Source organism: Rhizobium sp. WYCCWR 11146 (assembly GCF_013591995.1).
In the GTDB taxonomy this organism is placed as follows: domain Bacteria; phylum Pseudomonadota; class Alphaproteobacteria; order Rhizobiales; family Rhizobiaceae; genus Rhizobium; species Rhizobium indicum.
The window spans coordinates 52,819-79,001 of sequence record NZ_JACCEY010000005.1; the positions used below are offsets into that span (position 1 = coordinate 52,819).

General features: G+C 60.0%; 29 protein-coding genes. 21 read left to right on the plus strand and 8 right to left on the minus strand.

The annotated features are described in order from the left end of the window. The first annotated feature begins 129 nt into the window (after positions 1–129). From HX899_RS02460 to HX899_RS02520, 13 genes are all read left to right on the plus strand, one after another. Positions 130–768: an acyl-homoserine-lactone synthase gene (locus tag HX899_RS02460; RefSeq protein ID WP_127431485.1), complete on the plus strand. Its 639-nt coding sequence runs from the start codon at positions 130–132 to the stop codon at positions 766–768. Continuing rightward, positions 765–1,742, plus strand: a complete 978-nt coding sequence (gene trbB, locus HX899_RS02465; RefSeq protein WP_127431484.1) for a P-type conjugative transfer ATPase TrbB — start codon at positions 765–767, stop codon at positions 1,740–1,742. The genes HX899_RS02460 and trbB overlap by 4 nt, the downstream gene beginning before the upstream one ends. Next, positions 1,732–2,115 (plus strand): TrbC/VirB2 family protein, encoded by a 384-nt coding sequence (locus HX899_RS02470; RefSeq protein WP_127431483.1) that lies wholly within the window; start codon positions 1,732–1,734, stop codon positions 2,113–2,115. Before trbB ends, HX899_RS02470 begins: the two co-directional genes overlap by 11 nt. Next, entirely contained in the window at positions 2,108–2,407 is a 300-nt protein-coding gene (locus HX899_RS02475) for a conjugal transfer protein TrbD (protein ID WP_127431482.1), read from the plus strand. The genes HX899_RS02470 and HX899_RS02475 overlap by 8 nt, the downstream gene beginning before the upstream one ends. Before the next feature lie 10 nt (positions 2,408–2,417). Continuing rightward, positions 2,418–4,868, plus strand: a complete 2,451-nt coding sequence (locus tag HX899_RS02480; protein WP_127431481.1) for a conjugal transfer protein TrbE — start codon at positions 2,418–2,420, stop codon at positions 4,866–4,868. Then, a complete protein-coding gene (trbJ, locus tag HX899_RS02485) occupies positions 4,846–5,643 on the plus strand; it encodes a P-type conjugative transfer protein TrbJ (RefSeq protein ID WP_087002824.1) in 798 nt (265 codons plus the stop codon). The genes HX899_RS02480 and trbJ overlap by 23 nt, the downstream gene beginning before the upstream one ends. Next, complete coding sequence (trbK, locus tag HX899_RS34840; protein ID WP_087002826.1) at positions 5,640–5,840, plus strand: entry exclusion protein TrbK; 201 nt, start codon at positions 5,640–5,642, stop codon at positions 5,838–5,840. Before trbJ ends, trbK begins: the two co-directional genes overlap by 4 nt. Continuing rightward, a complete protein-coding gene (gene trbL, locus HX899_RS02495) occupies positions 5,834–7,015 on the plus strand; it encodes a P-type conjugative transfer protein TrbL (protein WP_127431480.1) in 1,182 nt (393 codons plus the stop codon). The genes trbK and trbL overlap by 7 nt, the downstream gene beginning before the upstream one ends. Before the next feature lie 20 nt (positions 7,016–7,035). Continuing rightward, positions 7,036–7,698, plus strand: a complete 663-nt coding sequence (locus tag HX899_RS02500) for a conjugal transfer protein TrbF (RefSeq protein WP_034523051.1) — start codon at positions 7,036–7,038, stop codon at positions 7,696–7,698. A gap of 17 nt (positions 7,699–7,715) precedes the next feature. Then, positions 7,716–8,528 carry a P-type conjugative transfer protein TrbG gene (gene trbG, locus HX899_RS02505; RefSeq protein WP_127431479.1) on the plus strand — a complete coding sequence of 271 codons (813 nt, stop codon included), beginning with the start codon at positions 7,716–7,718 and terminating at the stop codon, positions 8,526–8,528. Between the two features lie 3 nt (positions 8,529–8,531). After that, positions 8,532–8,972: a conjugal transfer protein TrbH gene (gene trbH, locus HX899_RS02510; protein ID WP_127431478.1), complete on the plus strand. Its 441-nt coding sequence runs from the start codon at positions 8,532–8,534 to the stop codon at positions 8,970–8,972. An 11-nt stretch (positions 8,973–8,983) separates the two neighbouring features. Continuing rightward, positions 8,984–10,282 carry an IncP-type conjugal transfer protein TrbI gene (trbI, locus tag HX899_RS02515; protein ID WP_127431477.1) on the plus strand — a complete coding sequence of 433 codons (1,299 nt, stop codon included), beginning with the start codon at positions 8,984–8,986 and terminating at the stop codon, positions 10,280–10,282. A 310-nt stretch (positions 10,283–10,592) separates the two neighbouring features. Further along, complete coding sequence (locus HX899_RS02520; protein ID WP_127431476.1) at positions 10,593–11,297, plus strand: autoinducer binding domain-containing protein; 705 nt, start codon at positions 10,593–10,595, stop codon at positions 11,295–11,297. A 3-nt stretch (positions 11,298–11,300) separates the two neighbouring features. Here the strand turns inward: HX899_RS02520 and HX899_RS02525 are convergent, their stop codons facing one another. Further along, positions 11,301–11,624: a transcriptional repressor TraM gene (locus tag HX899_RS02525; protein ID WP_164735978.1), complete on the minus strand. Its 324-nt coding sequence runs from the start codon at positions 11,622–11,624 to the stop codon at positions 11,301–11,303. A 222-nt stretch (positions 11,625–11,846) separates the two neighbouring features. Between HX899_RS02525 and HX899_RS02530 the strand changes: the two genes are divergently transcribed. The 3 genes from HX899_RS02530 to HX899_RS02540 all read left to right on the plus strand — a co-directional run bounded on the left by HX899_RS02530 (position 11,847) and on the right by HX899_RS02540 (position 13,914). Then, the gene (locus HX899_RS02530) at positions 11,847–12,089 is read left to right on the plus strand and encodes a helix-turn-helix domain-containing protein (protein ID WP_127431474.1); all 243 of its coding nucleotides are present in this window, start codon (positions 11,847–11,849) and stop codon (positions 12,087–12,089) included. A 345-nt stretch (positions 12,090–12,434) separates the two neighbouring features. Beyond that, the gene (locus HX899_RS02535) at positions 12,435–13,052 is read left to right on the plus strand and encodes a type IV toxin-antitoxin system AbiEi family antitoxin domain-containing protein (protein ID WP_127431473.1); all 618 of its coding nucleotides are present in this window, start codon (positions 12,435–12,437) and stop codon (positions 13,050–13,052) included. Beyond that, entirely contained in the window at positions 13,045–13,914 is an 870-nt protein-coding gene (locus HX899_RS02540; protein ID WP_127431472.1) for a nucleotidyl transferase AbiEii/AbiGii toxin family protein, read from the plus strand. Before HX899_RS02535 ends, HX899_RS02540 begins: the two co-directional genes overlap by 8 nt. Positions 13,915–14,141: 227 nt before the next feature. Here HX899_RS02540 and HX899_RS02545 read toward each other — a convergent pair whose 3' ends face one another. The 4 genes from HX899_RS02545 to traA are packed head-to-tail and all read right to left on the minus strand — an operon-like array spanning position 14,142 to position 19,803. Then, positions 14,142–14,747, minus strand: coding sequence for a TraH family protein (locus HX899_RS02545; RefSeq protein WP_127431471.1), 606 nt, complete (start codon positions 14,745–14,747; stop codon positions 14,142–14,144). Positions 14,748–14,763: 16 nt separating this feature from the next. Further along, positions 14,764–15,927, minus strand: a complete 1,164-nt coding sequence (locus HX899_RS02550) for a conjugal transfer protein TraB (protein WP_127431470.1) — start codon at positions 15,925–15,927, stop codon at positions 14,764–14,766. Then, entirely contained in the window at positions 15,917–16,480 is a 564-nt protein-coding gene (traF, locus tag HX899_RS02555; RefSeq protein WP_127431469.1) for a conjugative transfer signal peptidase TraF, read from the minus strand. Before traF ends, HX899_RS02550 begins: the two co-directional genes overlap by 11 nt. Further along, positions 16,477–19,803, minus strand: a complete 3,327-nt coding sequence (gene traA, locus HX899_RS02560) for a Ti-type conjugative transfer relaxase TraA (protein ID WP_127431468.1) — start codon at positions 19,801–19,803, stop codon at positions 16,477–16,479. Before traA ends, traF begins: the two co-directional genes overlap by 4 nt. A 254-nt stretch (positions 19,804–20,057) precedes the next feature. Here traA and traC point away from each other — a divergent pair, with 254 nt between their 5' ends. The 4 genes from traC (at position 20,058) to HX899_RS02580 (ending at position 23,380) form a co-directional block, all read left to right on the plus strand. Then, positions 20,058–20,354, plus strand: a complete 297-nt coding sequence (gene traC / locus HX899_RS02565; protein ID WP_127431467.1) for a conjugal transfer protein TraC — start codon at positions 20,058–20,060, stop codon at positions 20,352–20,354. Positions 20,355–20,358: 4 nt separating this feature from the next. After that, complete coding sequence (traD, locus tag HX899_RS02570) at positions 20,359–20,574, plus strand: type IV conjugative transfer system coupling protein TraD (protein WP_127431466.1); 216 nt, start codon at positions 20,359–20,361, stop codon at positions 20,572–20,574. Next, positions 20,561–22,492, plus strand: a complete 1,932-nt coding sequence (gene traG / locus HX899_RS02575) for a Ti-type conjugative transfer system protein TraG (RefSeq protein WP_127431465.1) — start codon at positions 20,561–20,563, stop codon at positions 22,490–22,492. Before traD ends, traG begins: the two co-directional genes overlap by 14 nt. A 438-nt stretch (positions 22,493–22,930) precedes the next feature. Continuing rightward, positions 22,931–23,380, plus strand: coding sequence for a thermonuclease family protein (locus HX899_RS02580; protein WP_127431464.1), 450 nt, complete (start codon positions 22,931–22,933; stop codon positions 23,378–23,380). 237 nt (positions 23,381–23,617) lie between these two features. Here HX899_RS02580 and HX899_RS02585 read toward each other — a convergent pair whose 3' ends face one another. Further along, a complete protein-coding gene (locus tag HX899_RS02585) occupies positions 23,618–23,935 on the minus strand; it encodes a hypothetical protein (protein WP_127431463.1) in 318 nt (105 codons plus the stop codon). A 442-nt stretch (positions 23,936–24,377) separates the two neighbouring features. On the opposite strand from HX899_RS02585, the gene HX899_RS02590 reads away from it, so the two are divergent. Then, positions 24,378–24,686: a WGR domain-containing protein gene (locus tag HX899_RS02590; protein WP_127431462.1), complete on the plus strand. Its 309-nt coding sequence runs from the start codon at positions 24,378–24,380 to the stop codon at positions 24,684–24,686. A 531-nt stretch (positions 24,687–25,217) separates the two neighbouring features. Here HX899_RS02590 and HX899_RS02595 read toward each other — a convergent pair. Together HX899_RS02595 and HX899_RS02600 are read right to left on the minus strand one after the other, a co-directional pair. Then, positions 25,218–25,379 carry a hypothetical protein gene (locus HX899_RS02595; RefSeq protein ID WP_168259652.1) on the minus strand — a complete coding sequence of 54 codons (162 nt, stop codon included), beginning with the start codon at positions 25,377–25,379 and terminating at the stop codon, positions 25,218–25,220. 290 nt (positions 25,380–25,669) lie between these two features. Beyond that, a complete protein-coding gene (locus HX899_RS02600) occupies positions 25,670–25,981 on the minus strand; it encodes a DUF736 domain-containing protein (protein WP_127431460.1) in 312 nt (103 codons plus the stop codon). Positions 25,982–26,183: the final 202 nt, after the last annotated feature.

Genomic DNA, 26,183 nt, shown 5'->3' on the forward strand with positions numbered 1-26,183 from the left:
GCCCCCTCGATCACCCCTTATCGCTTTTCCTTGCCGACTCGCGTGAGTGCGACTTGTAGGATCCTACAACTGCCTCTCGATTCAATTCTGTGCTGATTTCGCCGCCACCAACAACGACGGAGAAAGTTCATGCAGGTTCTCGCGTTTTCAGCACCCCGGACGATTCAAGAGGCTCACCTCCTTCACCTCCACTACCAGCTACGTGCGCGGGTTTTTTCCGACCGCCTCGGTTGGGAGGTGGACGTAACGGCGGGGTACGAGTCCGATGGCTTTGACGCACTTCGACCGACCTATGTTCTCGCCATCGCCGAGACCGGCCAATTGGCTGGGTGCGCGAGACTTCTTCCGGCGCTTGGTCCGACGATGGTAGCCGATGTTTTCCCCTCGCTTCTCCCCGACGGTCAGCTCAACGGTCATGCCGCGATGATCGAGAGTTCCCGGTTCTGCGTCGATACGGCTCTCACGGAGGGGAGGGCGGACGGCTCGGTCCATGAAGCGACGCTCACCATGTTCGCTGGCATCATCGAATGGTGCATGGCGAATGCGTACACTGAGATTGTTACGGTGACCGATCTTCGGTTTGAGCGGATCCTCGCTCGCGTTGGGTGGCAGTTGCATCGTTTAGGCGAACCCAAGAAGATCGGCGTGACGATGGCCGTAGCAGGCACGCTATCCGCCGACGCAGATACGTTCCTCAGGCTTCGCCCCTCCAACTACCGTTCTGAACTCGCCCCCTGTCAGCCTGGCAGCCTAAGGAGAAATACGTGAACCAGCTTCGCTCTCACCCTCGGCTCGTCCGCAAACTTCAGGATGCGCTCGGCGATCAGCTTTGTGTTGCCCTGGATGACGTGAATGTCGTCGAGATTATGCTCAATCCAGACGGAAAGCTGTTCATCGAACGGTTAGGTCACGGCGTTGCGCCCGCCGGCGAGATGTCATCCGCTGCCGCCGAGATGGTCATTGGTACAGTGGCGCACGCGCTGCAGTCAGAGGTCGACACGGAACAGCCCATCATCTCCGGCGAGCTGCCAATCGGTGGCCATCGCTTTGAGGGACTGTTGCCCCCCGTTGTCACCAAGCCTGCCTTCGCGATTCGTCGCCGGGCATCACGCCTCATTCCGCTCGAAGACTATATTTGCGCCGGCGTGATGACAGAATACCAAGCCGCAACGATCCGCAGTGCCATTTCCACGAGGCTGAACATCATCATTTCCGGGGGAACGGGCTCGGGCAAGACGACGCTTGCGAACGCTGTGATCCGAGAGATCGTCAAATCCGCCCCAGACGATCGCCTCGTCATTCTCGAAGACACCGCCGAAATCCAGTGCGCAGCCGAGAACGCCGTTCTCCTCCATACCAGCGATACGATCGACATGGCGCGGCTCCTCAAGAGCACGATGCGGCTGCGCCCCGACAGGATCGTCGTTGGCGAAGTTCGCGACGGCGCGGCCCTGACGTTGCTCAAGGCCTGGAACACCGGCCACCCGGGCGGCGTGGCGACCATCCACTCGAACACCGCCATGTCGGCGCTGCGTCGGCTTGAACAGCTGACGGCCGAGGCAAGCCAGCAGCCGATGCACGAGGTGATCGGAGAGGCGGTCGACCTGGTCATTTCGATCGAGCGGACACCGCGGGGGCGGCTGGTTCGCGACATCATTCAAGTCGAGCGGTTCATCAACGGACAGTATGAGATCGAATCCGATCAGCCCACTGAAGAACAGGAGGCGCGCCATGTCGCGTAAGCATACCCTCATCGCGGCCGCGCTCGCGGCGGCGCCAATCGTTCTTGCCTCTGTCGCGCCGGCGCTCGCCAGTTCCGGCGGCAGCCTCCCATGGGAAGGGCCACTGCAGCAGATTCAGGAATCGATAACCGGCCCGGTCGCGGGTGCGATCGCGCTTGCAGCCGTGGCCATCGCCGGCGGCATGCTCATCTTCGGCGGCGAGCTCAACGATTTCTCGCGGCGACTTGTGTACGTCGTTCTTGTCGCCGGCATCCTGCTCGGCGCCACCAACATTGTCGGCCTGTTCGGTGCGACCGGCGCTTCGATCGGGCTGACCGACGAGCAGATCACGTCAATTGGTTCGAACAGAGGAGGGGAGGGAGATCATGGCTGAGTCCCTGTCCGGCCTGCGGCGTAACCGCATCCATCGCGCGCTCTCTCGCCCGAACCTGCTCATGGGCGCCGACCGGGAGCTGGTCCTGATCACCGGTCTTGCAGCAGTGATCCTGATCTTCGTCGTGCTTACGGCCTATTCGGCTATCTTCGGCGTCACTGTCTGGGTCGTGATCGTCGGGCTGCTCAGGATGATGGCGAAGTCCGACCCACTGATGCGGCAAGTCTATATCAGACACATTTCCTACAAGCCCTACTACAAGGCAACCACTACGCCGTGGCGACGGTACTGAGGAGGCGGCCATGGTAGCTCTCAAACGCTTCCGGGTGACCGGCCCTTCCTTCGCCGATCTCGTTCCCTATGCCGGCCTGGTCGACAATGGTGTCCTCCTCTTGAAGGACGGAAGCCTGATGGCCGGCTGGTATTTCGCTGGCCCGGACTCCGAAAGCGCGACTGACCTCGAGCGTAACGAGCTGTCGAGGCAGATCAATGCCGTTCTGTCGCGGCTCGGAAGCGGCTGGATGATCCAGGTGGAGGCCATCCGTATTCCAACGGTCGACTATCCATCAGAAGATCGATGCCATTTCCCCGACCCGGTAACCCGCGCAATCGATGCCGAGCGTCGGGCGCATTTCGCGCGCGAGCAGGGCCATTTCGAGAGCAAGCATGCGCTGATCCTGACCCACCGGCCGCTCGAATCCAAAAAGACTGCTCTCAGCAAATACATCTATTCGGATGAGGAAAGCCGGAAAAAATCCTACGCGGACACGGTGCTCTTCGTGTTCAAGAACGCGGTGCGAGAGCTTGAGCAGTATTTGGCCAACACGCTTTCGATCCGGCGAATGGAAACCCGTGAAACGGTCGAAAGGGGAGGCGAGCGAATTGCCAGATACGACGAGCTGCTGCAGTTCGCGCGGTTCTGCACTACCGGGGAAAGCCATCCAATCCGGCTACCCGACGTTCCCATGTATCTCGACTGGATCGCCACCGCGGAGCTTGAGCATGGACTGACGCCAAAGGTCGAAAACCTTTTTCTCGGCGTCGTTGCGATCGACGGTCTGCCGGCCGAGAGCTGGCCCGGTATTCTCAACAGCCTAGACCTGATGCCGCTGACTTATCGGTGGTCATCGCGCTTCATTTTCCTTGATGCCGAGGAGGCCCGGCAAAAGCTCGAACGGACGCGGAAGAAATGGCAGCAGAAGGTCCGGCCGTTCTTTGACCAGATATTCCAGACACAAAGTCGATCCGTCGACCAGGACGCGATGACGATGGTAGTCGAGACTGAGGATGCGATCGCGCAGGCCTCGTCGCAACTGGTTGCCTATGGCTATTACACACCGGTCGTTGTGTTGTTCGACAGCGATCGCGAAGCACTCCAGGAGAAGGCCGAAGCGATCCGGCGGCTGATCCAGGCGGAAGGTTTCGGGGCACGGATCGAAATGCTCAACGCCACCGACGCCTATCTCGGTAGCTTGCCAGGCAACTGGTATTGCAACATCCGTGAGCCGCTGATCAACACCAGCAATCTCGCCGACTTGATTCCGCTGAACTCGGTCTGGTCCGGAAACCCCGTCGCGCCATGCCCCTTTTACCCACCGAATTCGCCGCCCTTGATGCAGGTTGCGAGCGGCTCGACAGCGTTTCGTCTGAACCTGCACGTCGATGATGTCGGCCACACGCTGATCTTCGGTCCGACCGGTTCTGGCAAGTCGACGTTGCTCGCCCTGATCGCCGCGCAGTTTCGTCGCTACGAAAATGCGCAGATCTTCGCCTTTGACAAAGGCAGTTCACTTCTGCCCCTGACGCTCGCAGCCGGCGGCGATCATTATGAAATCGGCGGCGACAGTGTGGAAGAGGGGAGGGCATTGGCCTTCTGCCCACTCTCCGAACTCAAAAGTGTTGCCGACCGGGCTTGGGCGGCGGAGTGGATTGAGATGCTGGTCGGTCTGCAGGGTGTCACCATCACACCCGATCATCGCAACGCCATCTCTCGGCAGATCGGCCTGATGGCGAGCGCCTCTGGTCGCTCACTCTCGGATTTCGTCAGCGGCGTGCAGCTGCGCGAGATCAAGGACGCACTGCATCACTACACCGTCGACGGCCCGATGGGGCAGCTTCTCGATGCGGAAGAGGACGGCCTCACGCTCGGCGCCTTCCAGACCTTCGAGATCGAGCAACTAATGAATATGGGCGAGCGCAATCTCGTGCCAGTGCTGACCTACCTGTTCCGCCGGATCGAGAAGCGTTTGGATGGGTCGCCAAGTCTGATCGTCCTCGACGAGGCGTGGCTCATGCTCAGCCACCCTGTGTTCCGCGACAAGATACGCGAGTGGCTTAAGGTGCTGCGCAAGGCAAATTGCGCCGTCGTTCTTGCGACCCAATCGATCTCGGATGCCGAACGATCCGGGATTATCGACGTGCTGAAGGAATCCTGCCCGACCAAGATTTGCCTTCCGAATGGCGCCGCTCGTGAGTCGGGCACGCGAGAATTCTATGAGCGAATAGGGTTCAACGAGCGTCAGATCGAGATCGTCTCGAGCTCGATCCCCAAGCGCGAATACTACGTCGCTACCCCCGACGGCCGGCGGCTCTTCGACATGTCGCTTGGGCCAATCGCACTGAGCTTTGTCGGCGCGTCGGGCAAAGAGGACCTCAAGCGCATTCGCGCACTGAAATCCGAACATGGCCACGAATGGCCGATCCACTGGCTTGAAACGAGAGGAGTTCACGATGCCGCATCGCTACTCAAGTAGATGGCTCGTCTGCTTAACAGCCGCCGCTCTCACGATTGGAGGCTCAGGCACGGTGCAAGCTGGGACAGCCACCGGCGCTGCGACCGAATGGACGCAGCTCGCCAACAATGCGCAGCTTGTCGATCTCATGAAAAGCTCCGGCATCCAGGTCGACAATCAGCTGACGCAGATCAGCCAGCTTGCAGAGCAGATCCAGAACCAGCTGAAGATCTACGAGAACATGTTGCAAAACACCGCGCAGCTTCCTGATCATATCTGGGGGCAGGTCGAAAGCGATCTCAACCAGCTGCGCAGTATCGTCGACCAGGGACAGGGCATCGCCTTTTCCATGGGGAATGCGGACGACGTTCTTCAGCAGCGCTTTCAGAGCTACGCCGATCTCAAGACGAATTTGCCGAGCAACGCAACCTTCTCCTCGACTTACCAGTCCTGGTCGGACACCAACCGTGACACGATCACCAGCTCGCTGAAGGCCGCGAGCCTGACGGCCGACCAGTTCGACAGCGAGGAAGACACGATGTCCTCATTGCGGTCGATGTCCGAGACGGCTGACGGGCAGATGAAGGCTTTGCAGGTCGGGCACGAGATCGCCGCTCAGCAAGTCGCGCAAATGCAGAAGCTTCGCGGCCTCGTCTCCCAACAGATGACAATGATGGGAACATGGCTTCAGACGGAACAGACCGACAAGGACCTGGCGCAGGCGCGGCGGGAAAAGTTCTTCAACGCCGAGGTCAAGAGCGTTCCGGAGGGCCAGAAAATGGAGCCGCGCTGGTGAGCCGCCCCGTCCTGATTGCCTTGCTGTTGGCTGTCGCCGCTGCATCGTCTGCAATGACAGTGCTGATCATCAATTCCCGAAACACAGGAATACCTGCGCTCACCGAGGAGCAGCGCGCCGTCCGGGAAAAATTCTTCGGCTCCGACAAGGAGCTGCCGCCGATCAAGGAAGGCCAGGAGATGCGCCCGAGATGGTAAAGGTGACTGTTGCGCGTTCTCTCCTGATTACAGGTCTCTTTTCCCTCGCCTATGCTGTTCCCGCATTCGCGCAGGAGGGACAGGTCCTCACGGAACTGGAAAACCAGGTCTCGTCTGCTGCGAGGGGGTGGGAGACCACCATCATGGAGGCGGCGAAATCCCTATTCTGGATTCTCGCAACGATCGAGATCGGCATTGCGGCCGTCTGGCTGGCGATCCAGTCAGCCTCGCTGGACAGCTGGTTCGCCGAACTGGTGCGGCGGATTATGTTCATTGGGTTCTTCGCATTCGTTCTGACCCAAGGTCCGACCTTTGCGCGAGCGGTGGTTGACAGTCTTTTCCAGATTGGCGCCGGCGCTGGTTCAGCGTCGCCCGCGGAAGTGTTCGATGCAGGCATCCGCGTCGCCTCGCAGATGTCGGAGCAGGCACAGTTCGGGGTGTTCGAAGACAATGCGCTTGCGATCGCGGCGGTGCTGGCGATGGGCATCGTCGTTATCTGCTTCTCGCTTGTCGCAGCGATCTTCGTGTCGGTCATGGTCGAGATGTATGTCGGCCTGCTCGCCGGCATGATCATGCTCGGGCTGGGTGGTTCGTCCTTCACGAAAGACTTTGCTGTTCGCTACCTCGTCTATGCCTTCGGCGTCGGCATGAAGCTCATGGCCTTGGTGATGATCGCCAAGATCGGATCGAACGTCCTGCTTGGCCTTGCGCAAGCTCCGACTGCCTCATCGGACCAGTTCGTTACGACCTTGGCGATCGCCGGTATTTCCGTCGTAGTCTTCATCATCGCCATGTATGTCCCGAACATCATCCAGGGCGTTGTCCAGGGCGCATCGGTGTCCGGAGGAATGGAAGCGATCCGCCACGGCGGGCAAGCGGCGTCTTTCGCCGCAGGCGCTGGCTTCCTCGCCGCCGGCGCCGCCGGCGCAGGCTTTGCGGCCGCGCAAGCCGCACGAGCTGCTGGTTCATCCGTTGCAGGCGCCGCTCTTCGCGGCATGGGCGCGAGCTTCAGTTCCGGCGCGCAAGCAGCCGGATCAGCCGCGAAGGAAAAGGCAATCGGCTCTCCGGGCGCTTATGCGGGGTCCATTCTCGGACTGGCCAATGCGAAGCTCGATGAACAGCGCGGCGGTCATAGCGGACCGAAGCCTCCTCCCGAACGCAACGACAAACCGTAATCGAGACAAGGGAAAAATAAATGGCAGCGAACCGCGCCCCGGAAAACCCATACCTTGCCGCCCGCCAGGAATGGAGCGAACGCTATGGTTCCTATGTGAAGGCAGCCGCCGCATGGCGGATTGTTGGTGTCCTCGGTCTGGTAATGGCCGTCATCGGCTTCAGCTACGCGATGTATCTCAGCACGCAAGTGAGGCTCGTGCCTTACATCGTCGAGGTCGACAAGCTCGGAACTGCGGTCACCGCAGGCTTCCCCGAGCAGATCGAGTATGCCGATGTCCGCGTGGTGCGCGCCACACTCGGCAACTTCGTCACGAGCTTTCGCTCGATCACGCCGGATGCGGTGGTGCAGAAGCAATATATCGACCGCACCTACGCTCTTCTTCGCACCTCCGATCCGTCGACGGAGAAGGTCAACGCCTGGTTCCGAGGCAATTCTCCGTTCGAGAAGGCAAAGTCCTCGACCGTTGCCATCGAGGTCAACAACATCGTGGCGCTCTCGAACCAGACCTATCAGATCGACTGGACGGAATACGAGCGGGACCGCAAGGGCAAGGAAACCGGCACGCGGCGGTTCCGCGGGATCGCAACGGTGACGCTCACCGCGCCACAGGATGAGGCGACGATCCGCCTCAATCCGATCGGCCTCTACGTCCGGGATTTCGACTGGACGGCACAGCTTTAAGGGTAGGGATTCTTTCAATGAAAAAAACGGGATTGATCGCGGCCGCCGGCTGCATGGCCGGACTCTTGCTTGCGGCGGGCGCGCAGGCGCAAAGTATGACGAGCAACGAGGTGAAAGGAACAAATCTTTCCAAAAAGTGGCGCGGCACGCCGGGATTGGTGACGACGGGACCGGACGGAAAGGTGATCTTCCTGTTCGGCGAAACGCAACCTTCCGTCGTCTGCTCGCCGCTGCAGGTCTGCGACATCGAACTTCAGGGTGGCGAGATCGCTCGCGATGTTATGGTCGGCGACACCGTGCGCTGGAAGGTAGAGCCGGCCACTTCGGGGGCCACAGGCGGACAGGCGATCCATCTCATCGTCAAACCGTCGGAGCCAGGCCTTCTCACCTCAATGGTCGTGACGACATCGCGGCGCACCTATCACATCCAGCTCAAGTCCCATCCGAGCCAATACATGGCGCGCGTTGGTTTCGAATATCCGGAAGACGTGTCCACCAAGCTCGCCGACATCAACACCCGTCTCGAAACGGGCGGCATTCCGGGCACCGCGCCGGACAAGCTGAACTTCTCCTATTCAATCAGCGGCGGTGCTTCGTGGAAACCGAAGCGGGTCTATTCGGACGGGGCGAAGACCTACATCCAGTTCCCGAAGTCGATCTCCGGCCAGGATGCGCCTGTGCTTTTCGTCGTCTCCGGCGGTCAAAATCGCATCGTCAACTATCGCATGAAGAACGACATGATGACCGTCGACTATGCGATCGACAAGGCGATCCTCGTTTCCGGTGTCGGTTGGCGGCAGCAGAAGATCACCATCCGGCGGGGAGGCTGAACCATGCGCAAGCTTCTCACATATTTCGTCGTCGGCGCGCTGCTCTCCGGTTGCCAAACGGCGGACGACGCACTGACCACCAGTTCCACACCTGTGGCCGTCACCGGACCGGCTGCAAGCGCCATCGCCGGCGACATGGCAAGTCGTCTGGCCGAACAGATCGGCCCGGCCGGTGCTACGACCACGATCAAAATGGAGACGGACGCATCGGAGTTCGCATCCGCCCTCGAGGCGGCCCTGAAGGGGCGGGGTTATACGGTCGTCAGGGACGGCAAAGTCGCCAAAGACATCAAGCCGGTCGAGCTTGCCTATGCAATTGAGGGATTCGACGGGCAGCTGCTCGCGCGGGTTTCGACGCCTTCGATCGCTCTCGGACGTGCTTATACACCAACGGCGGCAGGCGCCACGCCGGCTAGTCCGCTTTCGATCATGCAGGGTAACTGACGGAGAGCAATATGGTCCAGTCGCTCCAACTTGGCGCGTCAGCCCAGGCCGACGATCAGAATGGCATGCGCCGGCTCAACCGCCTGCCGATCATCGTCGCCATCATCGTCATCGTGCTGTTCGTCGGCGTGGTCGTGATTGGTCTGTCACTGCGCGGGCTTTCCTTCAATCATGGCGACATCGAGGGTGCTTCCAACAGCCCTGCGACCAGTTTCGGTGATCAGCTTAAGCGGGGTGTCACCGACGGCATTATCGGTGACCCAGAAAAGCAGGAGGTGTTTCAACCGATGCCAGTCGTCGCGGAGAAAAAGGAAAAGCAGGAACCGGTCTTCGAGCGCCAACCAACAGATCGACAAGATCGCCGACAAAGGCTCGAAGCCGAAGAGGAGTGGAAGGCACGCCTGAAGCGAGAGCAGGATGAACAATATATGCGCGAAGCCCAGCGGCAACGGATGGCGCGTCTCCAGGCCCGTTCCACGGCGCTCGATTCGCCGCTAAAGGTAGACATCTCCGATGTCGAGAAGGCTGCAATCTCCACCAATGACACCGTCCGCCAGCCGACAAATGCCGTGACGAGCAGCGCCTCAGACCTTTATGGCGCGGCCATGAAATCAGGCTTGATGGAGCAGAACGTCGATCAGAACGGGCAGACGTCGAAGGAGGACTTCTTTAATCAGGACATCAAGGATCTCGGCTACCTGCCGAACCAGGTCGTGCCGCAGATGTCACCCAACGAATTGAAGCGCGGTTCAGTCATCCCGGCGACATTGATCACCGGCCTCAATTCCGACCTGCCGGGGCGCATTACCGCTCAGATCAGCCAAAATGTCTACGACAGCGCAACCGGTTATCGCCTTCTCATCCCGCAAGGCGCAAAGCTCTTCGGTCGCTACGATTCCAAGGTGTCTTTCGGCCAGGAACGGGTACTCGTCGTCTGGACGGACCTCATTTTTCCGAACGGGTCTACCCTGCAGATCGGTGGTATGGCGGGCACTGACGCTGAAGGTTATGGCGGCTTCCAGGACAAGGTCGACCGACATCTCTGGAGAACATTCGGTTCTGCAGCCCTGGTGGCAATCATCGGGGCGGGTACCGATATGTCGATGCCTGAGAGTTCGACGCTCGCGACGCAGGACACGGCTTCGGATGCAGCAAGACGGAATTTTGCCGCGTCATTTGGCCGCGTAGCAGAAGAGACGATCTCGAAGAATCTGAACGTTCAGCCGACGATTCGCATCCGGCCGGGCTACAAGTTCAATGTGTTGGTCGATCAGGATGTTATTTTTCATTCTGTCTATAGCGGCCGCTAAACAGCTAACGGACGCTCAGATTTTCGCTTGTCGCTGAACGTCGCAAGTACATTCCGCGCGGGGCGCAGGTGTGACTAAAAATCTCTATAAAAATCATCGTCTTTAGATCAGAAAGAGTTGAATACCCGGCAGAGGTCAATAGACCTAAGCGATGCAACGAACGTGGATCTGCTTCGCGTAGAAGCAACTGCCGTATCGTCCAATGTCCCATGTGGTTCCGGCTAGCCGAACGGTGGCAACCGGTACCTCGCGGCGTCAGAACGGCGCGACGAGTGGGAGGCTTGCACCGTCGAAAAAAGGAGAAAAGTTAGTGGACGGTGACCTTCGCTCTCTCATCGATATGACAGAAGCCGCGCATGATGAACGTATGATCAAAAGTGCTTTGAAAACATTTGCGCACGCATGCGGCTTCGACCGTTTTGCTTATCTGCAGACTGAGGGGCTGGAAATCCGCACATTCAACTCCTATCCGGAGGAATGGCAGGGTGTTTATCTCGAAGGCCATTACTCCCGCATCGACCCGGTCGTTACTGAAGCCAAGCGTCGCATGGAAATGTTTTCCTGGACGGCCGACGATTGGCCCGCTCGTGGAACCTCCGAACTCAGGCGTTTTCGGGACCAGGCGATCGAGTACGGAATTCGGAGTGGGGTGACGATCCCCGTCGAAGGAAGTTTCGGGTCGACGATGATGCTGACGTTTGCATCTTCGGCGCCGACGGCTGACGTTTCAAAACTGCGGGATGCGCAACAAGCGATCCGAGCGGTGCTGGTGATCCATTACTGCCTGAAGATTATCGCTGCGACGACCATTGTCGCTCCGAGACGGTTGCTTTCACCAAGAGAAGCAATGTGCCTCATGTGGGCGGCAAAGGGTAAAAGCGCTCCGGAAACCGCAATGCTAACGGGGATCAACCCGAGGACAGTGCAGCACTACCTTGATAAAGCGCGCGAAAAACTTGAGGCTGCGACCGTCCCACAGCTCGTCGCAATTGCTAAAGATCACGGGTTGGTTTGACCGTCATTCATGTTTATCGAGTGGAACCTCGGGGACGTAGCCTAACGCATCGATGATTTCCGAAAGTTCTTCTTGCTGGACTTCAGATTTCTTTTGGCGCGCGACATACTCCTCCTGCAGGCTCTTGAGCACGGCGGCGGAAATTGATGGGTCTGCGGTCGCGCGAGCCCATTCCTCATAGACAGCTTCGTCGGCGGCGATCAGGAGGCGGTGTTCGAGAATTGCCGAGACGGCCAACGCCTCAAGCTTCGACTGTTGCATCGAGCTGAAGCGCGATTCTCTTTCCTTTTCTCGACCATTTGCATCGGATGAGCTCGCTTTGTTCACCCGCTTCTCCCAAACTTTCATTCTCTCACCAAGCGGCCCGAAGGTTCGCCTACATCAAATGGGACACCGTTACATCCGAAATCTCTGAGTTGCAGACAATGTGCTGATGCTTATATCGACAACTAAACCCATTACCCGCCCGCATTGGCGGGATTTACGGGAAGGAGCTTTACATACTTTAGTTGATAAACTCCGAGTGTGTAAACGGCGATCTTTCGGCGCATGGACATGCGCAAACTGGTCGGCTCGAATTTTGCCCGCCTGCGTCGGGAGAAAGGCCTGACACAGGAAGAGGTCGAGGCGCGTTCTGGTTTCAGCCAGCAATATCTCAGTAGCCTGGAGCGAGGTCGTCGCAACCCAACTTTGATTACGATTTATGAACTGGCTCAAGCCTTAGATGTCAGCCACGTCGAATTAGTGCGACCGATTGGTGAGACCCAAGTGAGTACGCAAACAGGCGCATAATCTGGGATCTCAGCAGCTTCAATCCGGCCGGCGACAACGAGAAATCGTCGAAGCAAGCCAAATGGAATTGAGATTTGTGCTCCTCTCGAGTCCGAACAATCGCTGCGATGAAATTGCAAGGCGCTGCCGCAGACGAGATCGTCGAGGGTTATCCGGCTCTCACTGCGCGCATAGTGGACCTCGCCGCAAGCTACATCTTTACTCCAGGCGACCACTAGAATTGTCAACTTTGTCCATCGAGTAATTAGCGTGGTGAAGAATTCATAATGCGAGGGCTTTCTCGGCCCCAGGGATTGTGATACAAATCCTAGGATAATAGATCCTATTCTCCGAGCTTTTATATCAATGCCCAGTTCAGTCACGCAACGCCAAATCGCTCGGACCGTGCTAACCGAGCGCGGAATAGCACGTTTCGTCGAACTGCGGAACGCAGGAGTCACGGCTGCCACCATGAGCCGAATGGAACGAGATGGTGAAGTGCTGCGGCTTGCCCGCGGTCTCTATCAACTTCCTGATGCGCAGCTCGACGCCAGCCACAGCCTGGCGGAGGTTGCCAAACGCGCGCCCAAAGCCGTTATCTGCCTCGTTTCGGCATTGGCATTTCACAGCCTGACAGATCAGCTCCCCGGACAAATCTGGCTTGCCATAGGCCGTAAGGACTGGCCGCCGAAACTGGAAGCCCCCGCTGTGCGCATCGTGCGCTTCACAGACAGCCTTCTCAACGACAGCGTCGAAACCCATATCATTGAAGGCGTTCCTGTGAGGGTCTTTGGAATCGCCAAGACAATTGCCGATTGCTTTCGATATCGCAACAAGATCGGCCTTTCGGTAGCGATAGAAGGGCTGCAGGAGGCGCTGCGGCAACGAAGGGCTACTCCTGGCGAAATCGCCAACCAGGCCGAACGCGGTGGCGTTGGCTCTGTGATCCGGCCGTATCTCGAGGCGCTGACCGCCAATGGCTAAAGAAATCAGAAACGTCGGCGCCTCGGTGCGCGCCCGCCTGTTGCAACTCGCCAAGGCAAGCGGGCAAAGCTTCGATCTCGTCCTGACGCGTTTCGCCCTTGAACGGTTATTGTTCCGGCTTAGCCAGTCGCCCCACGCCGATCGCTTTGTTCTAAAAGGGGCGATGTTGATGATGAGTTGGTTCGACAATCCGCACCGAGGCACGCGCGACCTGGATCTTTTGGGTTTCGGTGATCCGAGTCCGGACCCGATGCTTGAGACATTTCGGGAAATTCTGGCGCAAGAGGCCGACGATGGCGTTACGTTCGACGCTGATACGCTGCATGTGGATCGTATTCGCGAGGCACTGGATTATGGTGGGCTCAGGCTGCGGGTGATCACTTCGATCAGCGGAGCCCGGATCAACCTGACCATCGACATCGGTTTTGGCGATGCGCTTGAGCCTGGGGTGGAGGTTTTGGATTATCCTTCCATGCTCGATTTTCCGATGCCGCGGCTTCGGGCCTATGCGCGAGAAACGGTCATTGCCGAGAAGTTCCAGGCAATGGTGATGCTGGGGCGAGTAAACAGCCGCATGAAGGATTTCTACGACATCTGGATCCTCAGCAGGTCTTTCGACTTCAGCGATGATCGGCTGGCGCGCGCAATAGCCGCTACCTTTGATCGCCGCGAGACACCGATCCCCATTGACCTGCCGGACGCCCTAACGGACGCCTTTGCCAAGGACCAGCAAAAGCAGCGACAATGGCGTGCTTTCATTGAAGGCGTTGCACACAATCCTGGCGATCTGATCGACGTCATCGCGCAGATTGCCACATTCCTGATGCCGCACGCGGTTGCGGCTGCGAGGCTGGACGAATGAGCGGTTTGGTCGCAACCACGCGAGTTCATGGCTCAGCGAGCAGAATTCAGATCCTGTCGGGTTTTTGTCGGGCAACTTCATAGCTGGAACCCGTCAGTACGGCGGGTTTTACTGGCTCGCCGCCATTACAACCGCGGACGAGGCATCTGGAAGGGCATTAATTTCATGCTTTGGAGTCGCCTAAACTTTGGCTTGGCCGGAACATGCCTCGCCAATGCGAGGTGAACTCAACGCTGTTGTTGACCAATGCGGGAAAGATCGATCCGTATCCCCGCATGCCTAACATCCTGCATCGTCTCTGGTTGTAAGTCTTTCGGCGTCGCTTCCTCGCCATCCACTTCCTTATCGCTTTGCTGCGGCGCTTCGATGGGTATGCCAGGATCCTCCGCCTGAAACACGCCGACACCCCCGAACTCGCCGGTCTTCCATGCGTAGACCGCGTCCTCGAAGATTTTCGGGAAGACGTCTTTGCTCGTGGGGTTGCCATACCATTTTGCAACGATCCTCAATACCTTGGCGAACATCGCAGTGCCTTTCCGGAGGTTCTGGCAAGGATCGACGAGATCGGGCTTCAGATCCGCCGGTTCCTTGACTCCCACGCCAGCGGGGAACTGGGTGAGCCCTACGCGGACGACCGCTTGACCAGCATATTGGCGCGCGATCGCAATCGCCTCCTCGGCCGATGCCGCTTTCGGAACGAGGATCAATCGGTCGCCTGATTTGACGGTGACGGCGAAGGTATCAGCCGAGCCCGCCGCCATCACGAACTGCTCGACGATCGTCGGCTTGAGAGAAGGGTCTGCGCATTCATTTATCAGGGCTGCGTCGATCATGGTGTCTCCTGAGCACTCAGGTGTTGAAGGCAATAACAATCGGCTTTGCGAAGAGCTTTGACCACGCTGTAGTGGCAGTTCGCTGGATAGCAACGATTGATGTCCCTTCGGTCCACCACCCGTTTCCGACAGCAACAATGAGGTCCGGATCGTGCAGCATCGACTGAAGCACCGGCCAAACAATCAATTGCTCGTAGCAGATCAGCGGTGCCGCGCGGCTGGCGCCGATGGAGACGACCGGGTTCGCGAAGAAATCCGCCCGAGCACCACCACTCTCCCCAAACCAGGATCGCCACGGCTGCCACATCGAACCGGGAACCGGCATACGTTCGCGATAGAGGATGTGGCCGCCCCTCCCGTCGACCGCGACCAGAACATTGTCGTAGCCCCCAGCATCGACCATCGCCGCACCGGCGATCACCGTCCCATCATCATCCCTGAAGGCGTTCGTCCAAAGCCGCGCCACGGTCGGTGTCCAGAAACCGAGCGCAGTTTCCGGCAGCACCACAAAACGGGCCCCATCGCTGGCCGCGCCACGCACCGTTGCGATCATGTCACGCTGGCGTTGAAGCCCGGGCTCCCGACCGAGCGAAGCCCCCATATCAAGATCGACGCCGCGCCAGCCTTCCGGTAGTTTCGGGTCGGTCCAGATTGCGGCGGACCACAGCCAAGGGCCTGCGAAGGCGATGGCGACAGCTGGCCAAATGCGGGTTACGAGACCCGCAAGGCCGGCTGTCATGACGCCAAGTCCCCACCATCCCCATCCCGGAAACAGAACACCCGCGGCGGTGACAGGATGCGCCCAGCCCGTGATGCCGAACGGCGGAACGGCCATGACGGCTGCCGCAAGGAGGTAGCGAAATGGACGCGCGCGTCCGTTCATCGTCCAGACGAGCGTATGCACGGCAACGAAACTCATAGACGCACCCAGCCAGAGCAGGAGGCCTGGCCAGATATCCGACGAATAAAAGGCGGCAACGCCTTGTGGCAGACCCCGGGACGCGGCCAGGAAGTATCCGCTGGAGACAAGTGCCGCGACCGATCTCGTTTGCGAGATCGACCAAAGAACCGGAAACCCGAGCGCGACGGGTAGGAGCAACACATGGCCGCTCCAGCCCACCACGCCGATCGCGATCGAAGCGAATATCAGCAGCGCCGGCTGAAGGTAATCACGGCACATAGGTGAACACCTCCTGCGCCAGCCCGAGAATGCCGGAGATCGGCACCGGGCCAAAATATCGGGAGTCATAGGAGCCGGGGAAGGCGGAATGCAGGAAGACATATCCTGGCGGTATGATGCCGCTCGGAAACGGCGTCAACGGCCGGCCTTTTCCATCACGTAGTGCGAGACTGGATGAGGAAACCACCCGCCCATCCACTCTCACGTTGACGCCGATTTCGACACGCTGTCCTACAACGGCGATCACTGTCTTGATCAACGGTGCGACGTCGCCCGGGCAGGAACCAGAACGGAAATAGCCTCGTGCCCTGGCTGCCCGCATCGCCGCCGTTTCCAGCGGGCAGATGAACAGGAGGTCGTCGACTGCCACCGGTCGATGAAGCGGGATAATGCGCCATAGGCCCAGTGGCTCGCTCGGCGTCAGATTGATGCGGTAGCCGCCGGCGACGGCAGTCACCACCAGCAGAATGGTGGCCGCGGCCGCTATCGACAGAACCGCAGTGGCACGTCGTTGTTGCGTGGTCATCGACCGGGTGGTTGCTGCCCGGGTCATTTCAGCGAGAGCCCTTGACTCTTGGTTTGCCGCAGCGTCTCTGCCTGCTTGAGCGCTTCGGTCGTGCGTTCATGAGCGCCAAGCTGCTGGACCGTCCGCATAGATTTCCACGCGGACTGGACCTCAGCCTTCTGGACGACCGTCATTCCTGCTGTGACGGTCTCGAAAGTCTTGCCATCAGTGTCTTTGGCAGCCAAAGGCAGGAAGGTCCGTTCCCCGAAACGCTCCGACACAGCCTTGGCAAAACCTTCGAGTTCTGCCTTCACGTTTCTGTCCGCCAGCGCATATTCGAGGCCAGCCGGGAGATCGTTGCGATCGATGGCATCTCGCACGCGTTCGAGCGTTTGCTTGGCAGATGGGGAGAGCGCCGGGATATCGACTGAAACCTTGAGTCGGACCGCGCGCTCCTCCGTCTCATGTTTGAATTCGGCCTCGGCCCGCTCACGAAGGTAGCGTTCAAGATTTCGGGCAAGCGCCGGCACATTGGCGATGGCTTTTTCCCGGTCCTGCTTGTCGGCACGGCTGGCGAGAAGACCGGTTTTGCCCTTCAGCGCGCCAAAGCTCTCTGGCTCGCCGGTAATCCTTGCCAGGGTCGACTGCTCGACCGACTGGTCCTTCAACATGGTATCGACATTGATGGCCTTGAAGGCCACTTCCGGCTTCGCGTAGACGAGCTGGAAGCGGGTCGAGACGTCCTCCCATTGCTTCTTGAGCCCGGGATCGCCGGCGAGCTTGTCTTCGACAGCCTGGTCGAGCGATTTCGGGAAGGTGGCGATACCTGACACCATGGGCTTGGCCTCCTTGATTGTGTCCGGGATGGAGTGTTTGTGGCTGCCGTGGACCAGTCCGAGTGCCGCGCCGATGGCGGCAAGACGGGCGCCGAGATTGTCGAGCTTCTGTTTCTGCCGGACGGCCCATTGGAGGCGATCGTGTGCGATCGTGCGGGCGACGTTGACAAGATGAAGGCCGCGGGCTTCCGCGAAGCGCAGCGCCTGGCGATAGAACGACGCCTTCTCGTAATCGAGGGTCGTCTCCTTGGCGTTTCGGCGCGACAGGATCGGGATGAGCCCGCCGGATTTCGCAAAGGAACGACTGCCGTAGTAGATCGCGAGATCCTCACGATGGCGCGTCATGGCCACATAGGTGAGATGCCGGTCCAATGAAAGGGAAGCAAGCACCTTCACCCGGTCGACGGTCGCGCCCTGGCTCTTGTGGATGGTCGTGGCATAGCCGTGACCGAGATTGTTGTAGAAGCGCTGCTCGATCGTGACCTGGCGCCGATGTTCCCTTTCGCCGATCTCAGCGACGATCCGGCCGGGTGCGGCCTCAACCACCTTTGCGAGCATGCCGTTCTTGACGCCAAGGCTGCCCTCGTTCTTGAGGAACACGATCTGGTCGCCGGCCGCGAACATGCGGGTTCCGTCCTCTGTCTTGAACGCAAATCCGTCTGCGACGACGCCACGCTCGACCAGCTTGGCGCGGGCCATATCGTTGAGCTTTCGGGCGTCGCGGCGAAGGTGTGCGAGGATCAGGCTGGTCTTCGAAGGGTCGTAGTCGCGGTCCCACGCTGCGATCAGGCTTTCGACCGCCTCGTCCTTCAGTCTCAAACCAATCATTCGACCATGGGCGGTGTAGGCATCGACAGCCTTGCGGATATTGCCACGCGCGAGATCGAGCGAGGCGTCGCGCATCCATTGCTGGCGCTGACGATAGATCGTCTCGAGTTCGGCATAGCCGATGCGAGCCGCAATCGCCCGAAAGGCCGCACCCGCTTCGATCGGTTGAAGCTGTTCCGGATCGCCGACAAGGACGAGTTTGGCGCCGGCCTTGGTGACTGCTTCGACCAACAGCGCCATCTGCCGTGACGAAACCATGCCGGCCTCGTCGAGGACGAAGACGGTCTTATCATCGAGCTGGTTGCGGCCCTGGTTCCAGCGAAGCTCCCACGACGACAGAGTGCGGGAAACGATGCCAGCTTCCTTCTCCAAACCTTCGGCCGCTTTGCCAGCCAACGCTCCGCCGACCACACGATAGCCGGCCGTTTCCCACGCCTCGCGCGCAGCCTTCATCATCGTCGTCTTGCCGGCGCCGGCGCGGCCGATGACAGCGGCAATCCGCGTGGCCCCGGCGAGATGCTCGATTGCCGTTCGCTGCTCATCCGACAGACTGGAATGGCGCGCAAAGGTTGCCTGCAGCACCGCCTCACGGACACCATGGGAGGCGCGACCGGAGAGCCAGGTCGCGCGATCGGCCATCTCGGCTTCAAGCCGGATCATCTCGCGCGTGGTGTACTTCGCGGGTGTCCGAATACCTGTTGCAAAGTTGATCCGCTCGCGTTCGAGCCGGAGCGCTTCCGGACTTTGCAGAATGCGGATCATCAGACTTTGGAACAAAGCGACCTCGTCGACATAGCGATACAACACCTTGGCAACATCGCGTTCGTCGAAGACGCTCCTCTCCCGCGTGATCAGGTCGAGCACAATCTCCGGACGGCGCTGGATGCGGCGGGCGTTCTCGCCGCGGCGCTCCTCCTGAAGCTCGATGCGTTCGAGTTTGGGAGTCGAGGTCTCCGACTTGTGGTGGGATTGCTCGGCCTTGCGCTCGATGGCTTTGGCGCCGACGCCGAGGTGAATGGTTGGCTCGAGGTCGATACCCCGCTTTTCGAAGGAACTGCCATCGATGCGGATATCGAGGCCGGCAAGCGCCAGATGTTTGTTCTGGCAGGCAAACCAACCGTCGCGAAACGCATTGAAATCCTCAGTGCTGCCGGCCCATAGCTGATAGATGATCTTGCCGGCGTCATTGCGGAGCGGCTTGCCGTCCGGGGCGAGAACCGCGACTTTCTTCGAGCCGAACCCGTCTTCGGTGAGCGGCCGCAATGTCGTCATCAGATGCACATGCGGATTGCCTGGGGCGTCGTGATAGACCCAGTCGGCGACCATTCCCTTCGACGTGATGTGCCGCTCCACGAAATCCCGGACGAGCACAATGTTCTGCGCGGCCGTCAGCTCTATTGGCAGGGCTATGGTAACGTCCTTGGCAAGCTGCGCGTCGGACCGCTTTTCGAAGCCCTCCACCTTGTTCCAGAAGCCCTCGGATGCGCCGGCGACCGAGCGATCGGCAATCATGCTGCGCACCCATTCCGGCGCGTCGGCAGGGATCACGAACTCCTCATGCAGGAGCCCCTGCTTTCGCGTGTAGTCGATCGTCCGGGCTTCCCGCTCGAACTCCATCTTGGCGCAGTGCCGGTAGGCCGCCGACAGCACGGCGCTGCGGCCGGAGCCACGGGCGACGACGCTGACGGAGAAGTGAGGGACGGCCACGGCGGAGTTCTTTCCCGGTTGCGAACGAAATCGAAGGGTTCGTCGGGAGCGGCGGGCCCACCAGGCTCTCTCAGCAACACGTCGCGGCAGCGACGTATAATTGCGCCCTTGGAAGCCGCTCCTTCGGAACGGCCGGGATGATCCACCAAAGGATCGTCGTTGGCGATTGTAGGATTCACAGTAGTGCGTTCGCTACTTAAGTTCTGGAAACTGGCTTCGAAAGACAAGCTTTCTCAGCCAGGGAGACAATCGGAATGAAGAAGCCATCCGCGAAAATCCGCGACGAAATTGCCAAACTGCAGGACCAGCTCAAGCTCGCCGAGACACGGGAAGCGGAACGCATTGGCCGGATCGCGCTCAAGGCAGGCCTTGGCGACATCGAGATCGACGAGGCGGAGCTTCAGGCAGCGTTTGACCAACTGAGCAGGCGAGTTCGCGGAGGGCAGGGGGGTACGACCGGAGGGAAAAAGGGGGCAGGCGATAGCCGCGGTCCAACGTCGAATACGGCGCACGCGTCTGGCGCGGCTGCGGGCAGCGGTGGCGAGGCTTGAACGTATGGCGAGAACGATGAGATCCGACGCCCGCAAGAAGGATACGCGGGAGAAGATCGAGCTCGGCGGCCTGATCGTCAAGGCCGGTCTGCGCTACGAGAAGCGAGCGCTGTTGCTGGGCGCGCTGATCGATGCAGCGCGCCGCCTCAAGGGTGACGATGGCGAGCGCTCCAGGCTCACCGCACTCGGCGTGGAGGCGTTCGGCAATGACGATCAATAGGATTGCGCTCGTCGTCGTGCCGGCGGCGTTGATGATCCTGGTCGTCATCGGAATGACCGGCATCGAACAGTGGCTTTCCGGCTTCGGAAAGACCGAGGCCGCGCGCCTTGCATGGGGGCGGGCAGGGATCGCGCTTCCCTATCTCGCAAGTGCCGCAGTCGGAATCTTGTTCCTGTTCGCGACCGCCGGCGCGATCAATATCAAGCAGGCAGGTTGGGGCGTCGTTGCGGGATGCAGCGAGATGATCCTGATCGCGGCACTTCGCGAGACAATACGCCTTTCCGCTTTCATGAAGACGGTACCAGCCGACAAGACGGTCTTGGCCTTTCTTGATCCGGCAACGTCGATCGGAGCGAGTGCGGCGCTCTTATGTGCCTGCTTCGCACTCCGCGTCGCGCTCATCGGCAATGCGGCATTCGCAAGCGCCGAGCCGAAGCGCATTCAGGGCAAGCGGGCGCTTCATGGCGAGGCAGATTGGATGAAGCTCACAGAGGCGGCAAAGTTGTTTCCCGATGCTGGTGGCATTGTCATCGGCGAGCGCTATCGGGTCGACAAAGACAATGTCGGCGCCCGAGCGTTTCGCGCCGACAGCGCCGAGACCTGGGGCGCCGGTGGCAAGTCGCCGTTGCTGTGCTTCGATGGCTCGTTCGGCTCGTCGCACGGGATCGTCTTTGCCGGTTCCGGCGGTTTCAAGACAACGTCGGTGACGATCCCAACGGCGCTCAAATGGGTCGGCACGCTGATCGTTCTCGATCCATCGAACGAGGTCGCACCGATGGTCTCCGCGCATCGCGGCGGAGCGGGCAGGGACGTATTCGTTCTCGATCCGAGGAAGCCGGACATCGGCTTCAACGTCCTGGACTGGGTCGGACGTTTCGGCGGAACCAAGGAAGAGGATATCGCCTCGGTCGCATCATGGATCATGAGCGACAGCGGCGGCGCGCGCGGTGTCCGTGACGACTTCTTTCGCGCATCTGCGCTGCAGCTGCTGACAGCGCTGATCGCCGATGTCTGCCTGTCCGGTCACACGGGCGAGCGGGACCAGACGCTTCGCCAGGTGCGCATGAATCTCTCGGAGCCGGAGCCCACATTGCGCAAGCGGCTGCAAGACATCTACGACAATTCGGGTTCGGATTTCGTGAAGGAGAACGTCGCAGCCTTCGTCAACATGACACCGGAGACCTTCTCCGGCGTCTACGCCAATGCGATCAAGGAAACGCACTGGCTTTCCTATCGAAACTACGCAGCTCTCGTGTCTGGGAAGAAGTTCTCGACCAGCGACATCGCGGCCGGGAATACGGACGTCTTCATCAACATCGATCTCAAGACATTGGAGACCCATTCGGGTCTTGCGCGTGTCATTATCGGTTCGTTTCTGAATGCGATTTACAATCGCGACGGACAGATCAAGGGGCGCGCCCTGTTTCTCCTCGATGAGGTCGCCCGCCTCGGCTACATGCGGATCATCGAGACCGCGCGCGACGCCGGACGCAAATACGGCATCACGCTGACGATGATCTACCAGTCGATCGGCCAGATGCGCGAAACCTATGGCGGCCGCGATGCTGCAAGCAAATGGTTCGAGAGCGCCAGCTGGATTTCGTTCGCCGCGATCAACGATCCCGAGACCGCCGATTACATTTCTCGACGTTGCGGCATGACCACGGTCGAGATCGACCAGGTGAGCCGCAGTTTCCAAGCGAGGGGATCATCGCGGACGCGCTCGAAGCAGCTCGCTGCCAGACCACTCATCCAGCTCCACGAAGTCCTGCGCATGCGTGCCGACGAACAGATCGTGTTCACCGCAGGAAACGCGCCGCTCCGATGCGGACGAGCTATCTGGTTCCGGCGCGGCGACATGAAGGCATGCGTCGGCACGAACAGGTTTCACATGATCGGCGATACGCCAACTGCATGATCCAAGCCGGCGCGCAGTGCAAACAAGCAAGGCTGATCCAGGAAAATGAAGAGTATCGGAGAAATCAGCATAGCGACGCCCGACGGGCGGGATTTCGGGAATTCTCGTCGTGCGACGGGCGGGAAACAGAGCAGCCGCGGGAGCCTCAACATAGTGGCCCCAAAGGGGAGGCGGGATCGACTGCTCCCCGACCCTCGCACACCATTTTGGCGGCCACGCCGCAGCCCGAAGACAAGCTCCTCCGTAAACGCAGATGAAACCGGGTCCGACATAGGGTGAGGCGAAACGAGGAATCGGATAGTGGCGAAACCGAATATAGTTCCGATCAGAAAGCCGCCGAAGGCCGGACGCGGTCGCGATCGGCAGCGCGCGGGCGGAGGACTGGTAAGATCTGAGCGCATCAGACGGCGTAAACGCGCGGCGGCAGTTCTATGCACGGTGATCATTGCCGTTGGAGGTTGGCTTGCCTATGGCGGCAACGAAGCTCTCCCCGGTTTCGTCACTTTGGCCAAGACACCCACGACGGATTCATTGTCGGCGGCATTTTCGATCTGCGGCGACAGCCACCGGACGAACTGCGTCGTCGATGGCGACACCTTCTGGTTCGAGGGCGAGAAAATCCGCATCGCCGACATCGATACGCCTGAACTCAGCCCGCCCCGCTGCGAGGCCGAAAGGATCAAAGGTGAAGCGGCAAAATCCCGGCTGCTGGCGCTGCTCAACGCTGGGAAGTTCTCTCTGGCGGCCGGGTTCCGTGACGAAGACAAGTACGGTCGCAAACTTCGCACCGTGTCTCGCGCAGGCAATTCGCTGGGCGACGTCTTGATCGGCGAAGGGCTCGCCCGATCATGGGATGGTGCCCGACACGGCTGGTGCCAGGGCGGGTGACAGCGAACCATCGCTTCCCCGGCACGGGAGAAGGATAGGGGTTTGGGGAAAGGGAGGAGGGAACCGTCCCCTTTCCCCATGGGAGGAAGTTTGAAGGAGGGCTTTGCCCTTCCTTCATGGGGTGAGGTTGAGAGGGGCGGCAGGCCACCCTTTCAAAGCCGCACCGGCCGGTCGTGGGCTTGAATGGCTCACGCGAAGTCAAGGACCAGAGGCGGTAAGCCGCCTCTGGTCTGGATCTCAATCAGCGGGATCGAAGAAGGGCTCTTTGTCGTCCAGGCCGATATGCCATCGTTTGTCGGACCACCGCGACGGAAGGTAGATCTCATCGCCGCCAGAATGCGCAATGATGATCTTGCCGGGTTCGTGAAACAATCCGAAATCGACCTTGTTGTCGATTGCCCAAAGCAGCGCCGCTGACAGAAACTCGCGCGAGATATCGGCGGGAAGATGCACCTCCGCATCGAAATTTCCGCGCAAGCGTTCAAGCCAATCCGGCTGTTGATCCGACCGCTTCTGGTCGTCTCCAATCTGGTGAGTGATTTGATGCTTTGTCATCAGGGTCTCCTTTTCGTTTCTGACGAAAGGTGTCCGCACCGTAGTCCGTGAGGGGTCCGGGACCGCGGAACGCGGCCGCCGTGCGGCGAGCGGAGGAACCGATTTTCTCTGTGCCGCTTGCGGCGCTGGGAAAATTGGAGGGGCCGCGATGTCCTTGACGCCGGAACGACGGGTGCAAAATGGGATGTCAGAGAGAGATTAAACCGCGTCCTGAAAGGACGCGACCGCTTGCCAGCACCGCTGGCCATGGGACGTTCCGGCCATATCCCATTACGATAGCAGGCACAGGAATGCGTCTTGCCGCGAGAGGATCGTAACCCGCCAGGGCGCAGACCGCGTGCGGGCTCGGGTCGCAGCGCGACTAGAGCCGTGCGCCGTCGGCGCCTCGCCCGACACGCCATTCTTCACGAAAATGAATCGGTCGCACTTGTAAGATTCACATATGTCGTTGGACGTGGCGGCGACGTGTGGCGATCATGCCGGCATGATTTCGCAACCCTACCAGCTCTATGTCGAACGATCGGATCCAGCCAAGAACATGGCGCGGTATTATGCCATGGAGATCGAGCAGACGATGTTCGGAGAGGCTTGCCTGATCCGGCGATGGGGACGGATCGGCAAGCGTGGCCAGGAGAAACGGCATGTGTTCGAACGGGAAGAGGAAGCGGTTCACTTATTCCTTGAACTGTTGAAGCAAAAACGTACTCGCGGCTATCGGCCCAGAACAACTCTGCGATATTTGCAGAGCTGACCCCAATCGTCTCCGATCTCTCAAATGGCGAAACAGGGGCCGCCGAAGCGGCCCCTGTTGGCGCGTTATTCTCGCCGGTTCCAGTCGGTCTCGAACGACGCCTCGATCTCGACCAGGAACGGGATCTTGATTGTGAGCTCGAGACCGAGTTTCCCTTGCGGAAGAAGTGACAGATCACGTTGCCGAGGACGCGGAGCCTGCGGCCGGTGGCGATGAGGAATTGAGCGAGTTGTTGCACGGTATATTCTCCTTTCGAAAAGCGGATATCGCGGGGATAGGCCGCATGACGGGCAAGGAGGGAGCACCTGAAAGGCCGAAATGAGAGTGGAGGACCTGCCGGCGCCTGAATTTTGGCCTGCGAGGAGCCGCAACGCGGTGGGGAAAATTCTGGCGCCGGCAGCTTGCGGCGCGACGGACGGGATGCAACATCCCCGATGTCGATGACAGAGATCGAAAGGAGAGCGGCAGTGGATCGCTCATCTCCGTGCTGTGGATGCCGGCGGACTGGCAGTGTTGGTGATTATGCCGCCCTCAGAAGGGCGGCTCGGCATTGATGGAACCGTCCTGTTCGGCAAGTATCATGGTCAGCTCGGCCTGGGCGATTTCGAGTTCGGCTTCGATCTGGCGGCGCTCGGCGGGCTCAACGCAGGCGTTCAGCTCAGCGCGCAGTTCTTGGATTTGTTGTTCGATCATCGTCATCTCCTTGATGTTTGAGAAAGATGACGCCCACCGTCGTGGCGGTGGGTCAGGGTCAAGGATCGCGCATGCGACCGTCAGCGGCGGCGAGTGGGGGAGCCGAAATGCGCCAAGCATTTTGGGGGGACCGCTCGTCCTTGAGGCTGGCCCGGCTCCACGGCACGATTGGCTTGATATGAGCAGACCCCACTTCCCCGTATGGCACCCAAAAAGCTGGAAACGGGCTCGACGCCCGTTGCCTGCTTTCTCAAAGCGGCCCGTTGGCCCGGCGGGGCCTTGGTGGGATCTCAATCCCGGTTGGGGCGGGACCAGATCAGCTGGTAGCCGTCCTCGCCTTCGACCTCGGTGAGCGTTGCGTAGATCGGCGCCGGGAAGCTCGGGTCGTCCAGCTTGACCGAGAGGTAGTCGCGGTCGGTCTCGCTGGAGCGCTTCTGCCAGGCCGCACCCAGCTCGACATTGCCGGCGTAGATACGGAAGTGCGGACCCTTGTCGGAGGGGTTTTCGATGCGGGCGATGCGGGCCTTGACGTTGAGTGCGAGGGTGCGGATCGAGCCGGTGAAGCCGCTTTCGGTGGAGGTGAAGGTGCCGATGGTAGCCATTGTCTGTTCCTTTCTTTCGGTTGTTTCGGGCCGCGCCCTTCGCGGCCTCGATGGCTGTCGCAAGGATCGGGGACGATCGGACCGCACCCCGAAGGGGCCGAAACGACGTGGAGGGCGGCGGGGAGCGGCTTTGTTGCCCCGCGAGGAATGCGAACGCAGTTCGCAGGGGAAGAAAGTTGCGGACGGCCGTTGCGGGAGAACG

Excerpts from the sequence above, each read along its gene's own strand:
- HX899_RS02460 (WP_127431485.1), top strand. The coding sequence starts at position 130 with ATGCAGGTTCTCGCGTTTTCAGCACCCCGGACGATTCAAGAGGCTCAC.
- HX899_RS02470 (WP_127431483.1), top strand. The coding sequence starts at position 1,732 with ATGTCGCGTAAGCATACCCTCATCGCGGCCGCGCTCGCGGCGGCGCCA.
- HX899_RS02475 (WP_127431482.1), top strand. The coding sequence starts at position 2,108 with ATGGCTGAGTCCCTGTCCGGCCTGCGGCGTAACCGCATCCATCGCGCG.
- HX899_RS02480 (WP_127431481.1), top strand. The coding sequence starts at position 2,418 with ATGGTAGCTCTCAAACGCTTCCGGGTGACCGGCCCTTCCTTCGCCGAT.
- trbJ (WP_087002824.1), top strand. The coding sequence starts at position 4,846 with ATGCCGCATCGCTACTCAAGTAGATGGCTCGTCTGCTTAACAGCCGCC.
- trbL (WP_127431480.1), top strand. The coding sequence starts at position 5,834 with ATGGTAAAGGTGACTGTTGCGCGTTCTCTCCTGATTACAGGTCTCTTT.
- HX899_RS02500 (WP_034523051.1), top strand. The coding sequence starts at position 7,036 with ATGGCAGCGAACCGCGCCCCGGAAAACCCATACCTTGCCGCCCGCCAG.
- trbG (WP_127431479.1), top strand. The coding sequence starts at position 7,716 with ATGAAAAAAACGGGATTGATCGCGGCCGCCGGCTGCATGGCCGGACTC.
- trbH (WP_127431478.1), top strand. The coding sequence starts at position 8,532 with ATGCGCAAGCTTCTCACATATTTCGTCGTCGGCGCGCTGCTCTCCGGT.
- trbI (WP_127431477.1), top strand. The coding sequence starts at position 8,984 with ATGGTCCAGTCGCTCCAACTTGGCGCGTCAGCCCAGGCCGACGATCAG.
- HX899_RS02530 (WP_127431474.1), top strand. The coding sequence starts at position 11,847 with ATGGACATGCGCAAACTGGTCGGCTCGAATTTTGCCCGCCTGCGTCGG.
- HX899_RS02535 (WP_127431473.1), top strand. The coding sequence starts at position 12,435 with ATGCCCAGTTCAGTCACGCAACGCCAAATCGCTCGGACCGTGCTAACC.
- HX899_RS02540 (WP_127431472.1), top strand. The coding sequence starts at position 13,045 with ATGGCTAAAGAAATCAGAAACGTCGGCGCCTCGGTGCGCGCCCGCCTG.
- HX899_RS02545 (WP_127431471.1), bottom strand. The coding sequence starts at position 14,747 with ATGATCGACGCAGCCCTGATAAATGAATGCGCAGACCCTTCTCTCAAG.
- HX899_RS02550 (WP_127431470.1), bottom strand. The coding sequence starts at position 15,927 with ATGTGCCGTGATTACCTTCAGCCGGCGCTGCTGATATTCGCTTCGATC.
- traF (WP_127431469.1), bottom strand. The coding sequence starts at position 16,480 with ATGACCCGGGCAGCAACCACCCGGTCGATGACCACGCAACAACGACGT.
- traC (WP_127431467.1), top strand. The coding sequence starts at position 20,058 with ATGAAGAAGCCATCCGCGAAAATCCGCGACGAAATTGCCAAACTGCAG.
- traD (WP_127431466.1), top strand. The coding sequence starts at position 20,359 with ATGGCGAGAACGATGAGATCCGACGCCCGCAAGAAGGATACGCGGGAG.
- traG (WP_127431465.1), top strand. The coding sequence starts at position 20,561 with ATGACGATCAATAGGATTGCGCTCGTCGTCGTGCCGGCGGCGTTGATG.
- HX899_RS02585 (WP_127431463.1), bottom strand. The coding sequence starts at position 23,935 with ATGACAAAGCATCAAATCACTCACCAGATTGGAGACGACCAGAAGCGG.
- HX899_RS02590 (WP_127431462.1), top strand. The coding sequence starts at position 24,378 with ATGTCGTTGGACGTGGCGGCGACGTGTGGCGATCATGCCGGCATGATT.
- HX899_RS02595 (WP_168259652.1), bottom strand. The coding sequence starts at position 25,379 with ATGATCGAACAACAAATCCAAGAACTGCGCGCTGAGCTGAACGCCTGC.
- HX899_RS02600 (WP_127431460.1), bottom strand. The coding sequence starts at position 25,981 with ATGGCTACCATCGGCACCTTCACCTCCACCGAAAGCGGCTTCACCGGC.